This window comes from Pseudoalteromonas sp. S3776 (assembly GCF_005886915.1).
Classification (GTDB): domain Bacteria; phylum Pseudomonadota; class Gammaproteobacteria; order Enterobacterales; family Alteromonadaceae; genus Pseudoalteromonas.
In genome coordinates, this window is record NZ_PNCU01000247.1 from 1 (window position 1) to 201 (window position 201).

The following is a 201-nucleotide window of genomic DNA, read 5'->3' on the forward strand; positions in this document are numbered from 1 at the left end:
TTTTCTTTTTCCCTGCCCGAACCGATAGGGGCGGGAATTGAAAATAAAAAAGAGGTTGAGCAAAATAAAAATGATGTACAAGCATCGGCAAAACTTTTTATTGAACCGGGAGTAAATCAATCAGTTGAAAAAAATAACAAAGAAAATTTGCAAACCAAACAACTACCGGCGCCTGCGATTGAAACAAATACTTTAGATACT

Annotated in this window: 1 protein-coding gene; it reads left to right on the forward strand. The window is 35.8% G+C overall.

Annotation, left to right across the window (positions count from 1 at the left end):
* Positions 1-201, forward strand: a 201-nt coding sequence (locus CWC16_RS20040; protein ID WP_171037721.1) for a hypothetical protein, incomplete at both ends; no start/stop codon positions are given.